At 73.3% G+C, this 8905-nt stretch carries 8 protein-coding genes; 5 read left to right on the top strand and 3 right to left on the bottom strand.

Annotated elements, in window-relative coordinates; genetic code table 11:
* Positions 1–105: 105 nt before the first annotated feature.
* The 4 genes from hemF to VQ02_RS32445 all read left to right on the top strand — a co-directional run bounded on the left by hemF (position 106) and on the right by VQ02_RS32445 (position 3916).
* The gene (gene hemF / locus VQ02_RS32465) at positions 106–1002 is read left to right on the top strand and encodes an oxygen-dependent coproporphyrinogen oxidase (RefSeq protein ID WP_048448395.1); all 897 of its coding nucleotides are present in this window, start codon (positions 106–108) and stop codon (positions 1000–1002) included.
* Between the two features lie 412 nt (positions 1003–1414).
* Entirely contained in the window at positions 1415–1762 is a 348-nt protein-coding gene (locus tag VQ02_RS32455) for a helix-turn-helix domain-containing protein (RefSeq protein ID WP_083469573.1), read from the top strand.
* A complete protein-coding gene (locus tag VQ02_RS32450) occupies positions 1759–2655 on the top strand; it encodes a DMT family transporter (RefSeq protein WP_083469572.1) in 897 nt (298 codons plus the stop codon). Before VQ02_RS32455 ends, VQ02_RS32450 begins: the two co-directional genes overlap by 4 nt.
* An 85-nt stretch (positions 2656–2740) precedes the next feature.
* Positions 2741–3916: a vWA domain-containing protein gene (locus tag VQ02_RS32445; RefSeq protein WP_048448394.1), complete on the top strand. Its 1176-nt coding sequence runs from the start codon at positions 2741–2743 to the stop codon at positions 3914–3916.
* 15 nt (positions 3917–3931) lie between these two features.
* Here the strand turns inward: VQ02_RS32445 and VQ02_RS32440 are convergent, their stop codons facing one another.
* The 3 genes from VQ02_RS32440 to VQ02_RS32430 all read right to left on the bottom strand — a co-directional run bounded on the left by VQ02_RS32440 (position 3932) and on the right by VQ02_RS32430 (position 5987).
* The gene (locus VQ02_RS32440) at positions 3932–4954 is read right to left on the bottom strand and encodes a methyl-accepting chemotaxis protein (protein ID WP_280818980.1); all 1023 of its coding nucleotides are present in this window, start codon (positions 4952–4954) and stop codon (positions 3932–3934) included.
* Positions 4955–5208: 254 nt separating this feature from the next.
* The gene (locus tag VQ02_RS32435; protein WP_048448392.1) at positions 5209–5529 is read right to left on the bottom strand and encodes a 2Fe-2S iron-sulfur cluster-binding protein; all 321 of its coding nucleotides are present in this window, start codon (positions 5527–5529) and stop codon (positions 5209–5211) included.
* 140 nt (positions 5530–5669) lie between these two features.
* Positions 5670–5987 carry an Hpt domain-containing protein gene (locus tag VQ02_RS32430; RefSeq protein ID WP_048448391.1) on the bottom strand — a complete coding sequence of 106 codons (318 nt, stop codon included), beginning with the start codon at positions 5985–5987 and terminating at the stop codon, positions 5670–5672.
* Between the two features lie 438 nt (positions 5988–6425).
* Between VQ02_RS32430 and VQ02_RS32425 the strand changes: the two genes are divergently transcribed.
* A partial coding sequence (locus VQ02_RS32425; protein WP_048448390.1) for an apolipoprotein A-IV repeat region-like domain-containing protein occupies positions 6426–8905 on the top strand: 2480 nt, incomplete at its 3' end.

The following is an 8905-nucleotide window of genomic DNA, read 5'->3' as shown; positions in this document are numbered from 1 at the left end:
GCCTTGCGCCTCCGAACGAGTCCGTTCGAAGGCGCAACGGTATGAGACCTTGCCGACGCCGTCCTGACGCCTTGGCCCGCGCCCGCCGGTATGGGATGAGAGCCCATGACCGATGCCGCTTTCGACGTCGCCGCGCTCAAGAACGAGGCGACCACCTGGTTCTCCACCCTGCGCGACCGCATCTGCGCCGCCTTCGAGCGGCTGGAGGACGAGGCCGCGGGGCCCTTCGCCCCCGAGGCCGGCGGGCCGGGCCGGTTCGAGCGCACGCCCTGGGAGCGCACCGACCATTCCGGCGCGCCCGGCGGCGGCGGCACCATGGCGATGCTGCGCGGCCGGGTGTTCGAGAAGTGCGGCGTCCACGTCTCGGCGGTGCACGGCGAGTTCGCCCCGGAGTTCCGCAACCAGATCCCGGGCGCCGCGGAGGATCCGCGCTTCTTCGCCACCGGCATCTCGCTGATCGCCCACCCCTGGAATCCGCACGTGCCGACCGTGCACATGAACACCCGCTTCGTCGTGACGACGAAGCCGTGGTTCGGCGGCGGGGCGGACCTCACGCCGGTCCTCGACCGGCGCCGCACGCAGGCCGACCCGGATACTATCGCCTTCCACGTCGCCTTCGAGGCCGCCTGCGCCCGCCACCCCGGCGCCGACTACGCCCGCTACAAGGCTTGGTGCGACGAGTACTTCCACCTCAAGCACCGGGACGAGCCCCGCGGCATCGGCGGCATCTTCTACGACTACCACTGGACCGGCGACCCTGGCGCCGACCTCGCCTTCACCCGCGAGGTCGGCGGGGCCTTCCTGAGCGTCTACCCGGAGATCGTGCGGCGCAACCTCGCCACGCCCTGGACCGAGGCCGACCGCCACGAGCAGCAGGTGCGCCGCGGCCGCTACGTCGAGTTCAACCTGCTCTACGACCGGGGCACCATCTTCGGGCTGAAGACCGGCGGCAACGTCGCGTCGATCCTGTCGTCCATGCCGCCGACGGTGCGCTGGCCCTGAGGTCGTCCTAGGATCGAGCGTGTCTCGCTCCCATCCGGATGGCGACAGGGCATGAAGTCGATCCGTTTCACCGGACCAGCCCTGAAGGCCTTCGAGGCTGCCGGACAAGGCCCGGGCGCAGATGCGGTCGAAATTGGAACGTTACTCCGAGACGGGAGCGGGCGACGTCAAGGCTCTGGTGGGAGTGCCCGGGTTGCGTATCCGGTCAGGTTCGTACCAGGCCGTGTTCATCGAGACTGACGAGGCCGTCGAGGTCTTCAAGGTTGGTGATCGGCGCGACATTTATGAGTGAGGCCAGGCGCATGAGCGTTCAGTCGATCATCACCGAGGGGGCGAGGAACTCGTCATCCTGTCGCGGCGTGCCTACGATGCCCTCCTGGCCCGGGCGGGGGACGAGGCCGCGGAGGATCGCATGACCGCACGCCTCGCCGAGGAGCATCTCGCGGCGCGGGCCGCCGGCACCGTGACCCTCGTGCCGGACTGGCTGACAGCCGCCGTGCTCGCGGACATGTCCCCCCTCGCGGCAGCCCGCCGCCAGGCCGGCCTCGACCTGGCCGAAATCGCCGCGCGTGCGGGCCTCGGCGTGGACGTGCTGGCCGCCCTGGAGGAGGGTCGTCGCAGCGGCACCCCAGCTGAGATCGAGGCCATTGCGCGGGCGTGCGGTGTCGATCCCGCACTGCTGCTCGACCAGGGCCTCGTTCCCGCACCGTTCGAAGGCACCGCAGGGAGGCCGCGTCGCAGGTCCGCGCGCCGCCGGTGAGACCCCTCTCCGACCTCGCCGCCGTCGTCCTCTGGATGGCCGGTGCCCTGCTCTCGTTCTCGGCGACGGCGATCGCCGTGCGCGAGCTGGCCCCGGCCCTCGTCCTGTTCGACATCCTGGCGGCCCGGGCGGCGGCCGGGGTGGCGATCGTCGGGCTCGTCGCGCTCTCGCGCCGCCGGCCGGTCCCGGCACGGCGCGTGCCGCTCCACCTCGCCCGCAACCTCGTCCACTGGGGCGGCAACTACGCCTGGTCGCTCGGCGTCACGCTCCTGCCCCTCGCGGTCGTCTTCGCCCTCGAATTCACCACCCCGGCCTGGGTCACGCTGCTCGCCGTGCTGATCCTGCGCGAGCGGCTGACCGCGAGCCGGCTCGCGGCGGTGGTCCTCGGCTTCCTCGGCGTGCTGGTGGTGCTGCGGCCGGGCCTCGCGGCGCTGCAGCCGGCGAGCCTGGTGGTGCTGGGCTCGGCCGTGCTCTTCGCCCTCACGGCGGTCGCCACCAAGGCGCTGACCCGGACCGAGAGCGTGCTGTCGATCCTGTTCTGGATGAACCTGATCCAGCTCCCCCTCAACCTCGCGGCGGGCCGCCTCTTCCCGGCGGTGCCCGCCGTCGCCTTCGAGGGGCGGCACGGGCTGGCTCTCGCGGCCGTCTGCGTCGCCGGCCTCACCTCGCACTGGTGCCTGACCAGCGCCTACCGGCGCGGCGACGCCATCCTGGTCATGCCCCTCGACTTCCTGCGCATCCCGCTGATCGCGCTCCTCGGCTGGCGCCTCTACGGCGAGCCCCTCGATCCCTGGCTGTTCCTGGGCGCCGGGCTGATCGTCGGCGGCATCGTCTGGAACCTCGCGGCGGAGGCGCGGCGGCGGCCCCTCGCCCCGGTCCCGAGGCGGGCCTGATCGGGGACGCCGGGGCGCGAACGCCCCTCAGACGTCGAACCCTTTGGCCTTGACCTTTGCCCGGTGCGGCGCGTTGATCGGCGCCATGCTGCTGACCTTCTTCACCGAGCTGCGCGCCGCCAAGGTCCCGGTCTCGCTGCGCGAGTACCTGACCCTGCTCGAGGCCCTCGACCGCGACCTCGCCGACCAGCGGGTCGAGGACTTCTACTATCTCTCCCGCACCGCCCTGGTGAAGGACGAGCGCAACCTCGACAAGTTCGACCGGGTGTTCGGCCGCGTCTTCAAGGGCGTCGTCAGCTTGGGCGAGGCGGTCGAGCCGCAGGCGATCCCCGAGGAGTGGCTGCGCAAGCTGGCGGAGAAATACCTGACCGAGGAGGAGCGGGCGCAGCTCCAGGCGCTCGGCTGGGACAAGCTGTTCGAGACCCTCAAGGAGCGTCTCGCCGAGCAGAAGGGGCGCCACCAGGGCGGCTCGAAATGGATCGGGACGGGAGGCACCTCGCCCTTCGGCGCCTACGGCTACAATCCGGAGGGGATCCGCATCGGCCAGGACGGCAACCGCAACTTCCGGGCGGTGAAGGTCTGGGACCAGCGCACCTTCAAGGACCTCGACGACTCGGCGGAGCTCGGCTCGCGCACCATCCGGCTGGCGCTGCGGCGCCTGCGCCGCTTCGCCCGCACCGGCGCGGCGGAGGAACTCGACCTCGACGGCACGATCCGGGAGACCGCCCGCCACGGCATGCTCGACCTGCGCCTGCGGCCGGAGCGGCGCAACGCCGTCAAGGTGCTGCTCTTCCTCGACGTCGGCGGCTCGATGGACTGGCACGTCGAGCTCGCCGAGCAGCTCTTCTCCGCCGCCCGCTCGGAATTCAAGCACTTCGAGCACTTCTACTTCCACAACTGCCTCTACGAGACGGTCTGGAAGGAGAACCGCCGGCGCCACACCGAGGGCACGCTGCTCCTCGACGTGATCCGCACCTACCCGTCGGACTACCGGGTGGTGTTCGTCGGCGACGCCGCGATGTCGCCCTACGAGATCGCGATGCCGGGCGGCTCGGTCGAGCACTGGAACGAGGAGGCCGGCCAGACCTGGCTCAACCGGGTCCTGGCCCATTTCCCGAAGGTGGCCTGGCTCAACCCGGTGCCGCAGGCGCAGTGGGGCTACTCGCAGTCGAACGCGATGATCCGGCAGATCTTCTCCGACCGGATGTACCCGCTGACCCTCGAGGGGATCGACCTGGCGACGCGGGCGCTGCTGCGCTGACCGCCGCTGGGCCGGTCAGGCCGCACCCTGGACGATCACGCCGTACCAGCCGAGGCCCCGGTAGGTCTCGTAGCCGGGCGTGCGGTGATAGGCGACGAGCGCCTTGGAATCCTGCGTCGGGCGGATGCCGCTGACCGGGTCGTCGAGGTCGAGCCGCAGCCGCTCGCTCAGCAGGCCGGCGCCGTCGCTCGCGGCGATCACCCGCTGGGCCGCATCGACGAGCAGCACCCGCGTCCGGGCGCGGTCCTCGGGCGCCATCCGCACCCCCTGGACGATCGCCCGTGCCTGCGGCTCCCAGTCGAAATGGATCGCCAGCACGCCGAGCGGGCGGCCCGACGCCTCGCCGTCCTGGCGCACGCTGGCGCAGTAGGTCGCCACCTGGGCGCCGGCGAGACGGGGCTCCCGCCGGATGTCGCCCGCCGCGTAATCGTCTCCCGTGGCGAGGGCGGCGGCCTGCCGGAACCACGGCTCGTGCGCCACGCTCTGTCCCCGCAGGCCCGGGAAGCGGCCGGGCCGGCCGGTGGCGAGCACGCGGCCGTCCAGGCTGCACAGCCACAGGTCGAGGTAGACCGTGTAGGCCGACAGGATCACGCCCAGCCGCTTCTCGGCGAGGGCCGCCGCGGCGGGATCCGGCGCGGTCGCGCAGGCAACGACCGCCGCGTCGGTCGCCCACCAGCGCACGTCGCAGGTCCGCTCGTAGAGGTTGCGGTCGATCAGCTCGACGGCGTTGAGCGCGAGGTCGATCAGGCGCTCGCCCTGGGCGCGGGACACGACGCGCGAGACCTTGTCCTGCAGGGTCGCGATGCGGCCATCGACGTCGGCCTCGAGCTCCCGGGCGAGCCCGGCGATCGCCTCGCCCACCGCGCCGACCTCGGTGGCCACCACCGTGAAGCCGCGTCCGTGCTCACCGGCCCGGCTGCTCTCGATCCGGGCGTTGAGGGCGAGCATCTTCACCTGGTTGGTGATCGTGCGGATGCGCTGGGTCTTGTCGCGGGCGACCTGACGCAAGGTCGTCGCCGCCGCAGCGATATCCGACAAGGCACAGCTGTCGCCCGTCGTAAGGGCTTGGTTCGTCAAGAGGTGCCTCCCCGGCCGACTTCGCTCGAAGTCGGTCGCGAATATCGGGCGGGGATGCTTAAGAAATTACGATGTCCAGTTCTGCCCGGTCACGGTCCATGATGTGTTCGGTCAACCGGCGGGACTCTGCCCGTGACGATTGCGCGGGAACTGCCGCGCAACGTCCGCAAGTCGACTCTCGTCCAGAGAGCCGATGCCGGCCGCCCGCGGCGCGGTCAGCCCTGGCGCGCCGGCGTCGTGACGGTGAGGCCGTCCAGCTCAGGCTTGAGCCGGATCTGGCACGACAGGCGGGAATTCGGCCGCACGTCCGAGGCGAAGTCGAGCATGTCCTGCTCCATCGGTTCGGCCGGACCGACGGCGCTCTCCCACTCCTCGCCGACATAGACGTGGCAGGTGGCGCAGGCGCAGGCCCCGCCGCACTCGGCGTCGATGCCCGGCACGTTGTTGCGGAGCGCGGTCTCCATCACGGTCGAGCCGACCTCGCCCTTCACGGTGCGGGGCGTGCCTGCGGCATCGACGTAGGTGATCTGGACCATCTGTGACTCCGGAAGCCTCGAGCGCGGCCGCGGATCGGACGGAAGGCGCGGCGGGGTCTGATTGGCGGGACCCGCCCCGGAATGCAAGCGCGCCGTGCGTCGCGCGGCACTCCGGCCGCACGTCTGCCCCGGTCCTTGCGTCAGATGAGTGCCAGCGTCTCCCGCACGGCCTCGGCCAGCGCCGGTCCGAGGGCCAGCGCCGCCCCGTCGTCGCCGGCCCGGAGGGCCGTCTCGAGCGCCCCGGCGAGGACTGCCACCCGGCACGCGCCGACGCCGAGGGCCGAGCCCTTCAGGGTGTGGGCGAGGTCCGCCCGCGCCTCCGGGCCGAGGGCCGGATCGGCGATCCCCGGCCCGAGGCGCTCGCACTGGCCCGCGAACAGGGCCAGGACCTCGCGGGCGAGGTCCTCGTCGCCGAAGGTCTGCTGCGCCAGGTGCGCGCGATCGAGGAGTGTCTCCATCGGGGCGTCTCGCGGGCCATCTCGGGAGGGGTCGGGTCCGGCGCCAGATCCCGCAGACCCCGGCCCGGCGCAAGACGGCCGGCTCCAGCGGCTGTGGGCGGAAAGGTTCCGGCGGTTCCGGTGGACCCCTGTCCACAGCCCGATCGGCGCCCGTCCGGCCTCCGCTCCCGGCGGCGGAAACCGAGACACCACGGCAGGATAGCACCGATGCGCGCGGCCCGCCGGGCACATGGTAACCATTTCCTTAAGCTTTTTGGGAGGGTTCGCGCCCTCCGGGTATCCGGCTGGTACTCCTTGCGTCTAAGGTTCTCGTGGTAAACCGCTGAGGATCGCGCAGGCTGGCGGCACGGCGCGGATTTCGCGGGATCGCGGGGGACGATGCAGCGCGGCGGCCCGAACGGGCCGCCCGGCGGCGTTGATGGCGTAACGAGGCGTTCGATGGCGACGGAAAAGAAGCTCAAGGACCCGGCGGAAGCGGCGCTGTCGGCGATTGAGCAGGCCCTGAACCTGGACCATCCGGCGGGGGGGCAGGACGCCCGGGCGCAGGACGGGCTCGGCGACGGGACCCGGGTCGAGCCCCGCCTGCCCGACGTGCACGATTCCGATCCCCTGGCGGGTCCCGGCGCCTCCCGCGAGCCCGGCTTCGACGGCAGCGCCCTGCCCGCCTCCCGCGACAACCGTCGCGAGGGCGGCCTGCTGCCGCCCGACCGTTCCCTCGTGGCCAACGACGACCGCCGCAGCGTCGGGGCCCTGCAGCAGACGCTGCGGGTCGAGCCGTCCCGCGCGCCCTACGCCCTGGCGGCCCTGGCCGCCGCGGTCTGGCTCGCCGGCTTCGCGGCCCTCGCCTGGAGCCAGTCCGGCGGCGACCTGCGCGGCCTCGTGGCCGGGCTGAGCGGCCTGCAGGGCGCCGTCGGCGCCGCGGCGGTGCTCGCCCCCGTGATGCTGTTCTTCATCGCCGCCATGCTGGCGGTGCGCGCCCAGGAGATGCGCCTCGTCGCCCGCGCGGTGGGCGAGGTGGCGATCCGGCTCGCCGAGCCCGAGGGCTTCTCCACCGACGCCGTCCTGACGATGTCGCAGGCGGTCCGCCGCGAGGTCGCGGCCGTCGGCGACGGCGTCGAGCGCGCGCTCGCCCGCGCGGGCGAACTCGAGACGCTGGTGCGGGGCGAGATCTCGACCCTGGAACGGGCCTATTCGGACAACGAGATCCGCATCCGCTCCCTCGTCGACGAGCTGGTGGCGCAGCGGGAATCGATCGTCGCCAACGCCGAGCGGGTGCGCGGGGCGATCCAGGGCTCGCACCAGAACCTGACCCAGGAGCTCGACACCGCGGCCGAGCGCATCGTGACGGCGGTGGACGGCGCCGGCGAGCGGGTCACCGCCGCCCTCGGCTCCCGCGGCGACGCGATCACGGCCGCGATCGGCGAGCGGGGCGAGGCGGTCACCGCCGCCCTGGCGGCCACCGGCGACCGGGTAGTGGAGGCCGTGGCCGGGCGCGGCGACGACCTGGTGCAGCGCCTCGTCGCCACCAGCGAGGGCGTGAAGGCCGATCTCGGCAGCGTCGGCGACTCCCTGAGCCGGGCCCTCGAGACCCGTGCCACCGAGGTCACCGAGGCGTTCGAGCGCACGGGCGGTCTCCTCACCCGCACCCTGGCGGAGAATGCCGGCCAGGTCGCCCGCACCCTGGCGGAGACCGGCGCCGACGTCATCGAGGCCCTCAACCGCGAGGGCGCCCAGGTGCGCGACACCTTCGAGCGCTCGGCGCAAGGGCTGGAGGAGCGCTTCCTCGCCCGCGGCGGCGACCTCACCGACCGTTTCGCCGAGACCGGCACCGCCATCACCGAGCGCTTCGCCGCCTCCGGCAGCGCCATCGCGGCCCACATCTCCGACCGCGGCATCGCCCTGCGCGAGGAGATCGAGCGGGCCGGCACCGGCGTCGTTGAGGCGATCGAGGCCCGGGCGGCGGAGGCCGAGGCCGGGCTCGCCCGCGCCAGCGACGGCGTGATCGAGGCCTTCGGCGATCGCGCCACCCGGGTGCGCGACGACCTCTCGACCCTGGTGGAAGACGCCGCCCAGGCCCTCGGCGTGCGCGGCGCCGATCTCACGGCCCGCCTGGAGGAGACGATCGGGCGCGTCGAGGAGGTCCTGGTCGGGCACGGCGGCAGCCTGGAGCGCAGCCTCGGCCAGACCGGCGAGCGCGTCGCGGCCCTCGTGGGCGAGCGCACCGCCGAGGCCGAGGGCCGGATCGGCGAGGCCTTCGACGGTCTCGCGGCCGCCTTCGAGACGAAGAGCCGCGGCCTGATCGACGGCCTCGACCGGCGCACGCAGGAGACCGAGGCCGCCCTCGCCCTGGCGGCCGAGTCCCTGCAGGGCAGCTTCGAGGCCCGGACCGCCGGCGCCGGCGAGGCCCTGCGCCGCACGGCGGACGAGATCGGCGCCGAGCTCGACGCCCGCGCCGCTGCCCTGGCGGAGCGCTTCGGCACCGCTGCCGCCGTCGCCGCCGGCGCGGTCGGCACCCGGGCGGACGAGGCGGCCGCCGCCTTCGCCGCCGCCGCGGACGAGGCCGGCCGCGCCGTGGCGGCCCGGACCCAGTCCCTCGACGAGGCCCTGCGCGGGACGGTCGAGCACCTGACGCGCCAAGCCGAGGACGTGGCTGCGGCGATCGCGCTGGCGGCCGAGAGCGCCACCGGCGCCCTCGACGGACGCACCACCGCCGCTGCCGCCGCCTTCGTGGCCGCGGCGGAAGAGGCCGGCCGCCTGATCGGCAGCCGCACCGAGGAGGCGGACGCCTCCCTGCGCACCGCACTCGCCGGGCTGGCCGAGCGCGCCGAGGCGGCGGCCGCCGCCCTCACCTCGTCGGCCGACACGGTCCGTGAACCCAGCCACGACCGCCCGGTGGTCGCCGCACAGGTCCATCAGCA

The sequence above is a fragment of the Methylobacterium variabile genome, assembly GCF_001043975.1.
Taxonomy (GTDB): domain Bacteria; phylum Pseudomonadota; class Alphaproteobacteria; order Rhizobiales; family Beijerinckiaceae; genus Methylobacterium; species Methylobacterium variabile.
Note: the sequence above shows the minus strand (reverse complement) of the source record. Positions and strands in the feature narration are given on the sequence as shown.

Excerpts from the sequence above, each read along its gene's own strand:
- VQ02_RS32455 (WP_083469573.1), top strand. The coding sequence starts at position 1,415 with ATGACCGCACGCCTCGCCGAGGAGCATCTCGCGGCGCGGGCCGCCGGC.
- VQ02_RS32430 (WP_048448391.1), bottom strand. The coding sequence starts at position 5,987 with ATGGAGACACTCCTCGATCGCGCGCACCTGGCGCAGCAGACCTTCGGC.
- VQ02_RS32435 (WP_048448392.1), bottom strand. The coding sequence starts at position 5,529 with ATGGTCCAGATCACCTACGTCGATGCCGCAGGCACGCCCCGCACCGTG.
- VQ02_RS32445 (WP_048448394.1), top strand. The coding sequence starts at position 2,741 with ATGCTGCTGACCTTCTTCACCGAGCTGCGCGCCGCCAAGGTCCCGGTC.
- hemF (WP_048448395.1), top strand. The coding sequence starts at position 106 with ATGACCGATGCCGCTTTCGACGTCGCCGCGCTCAAGAACGAGGCGACC.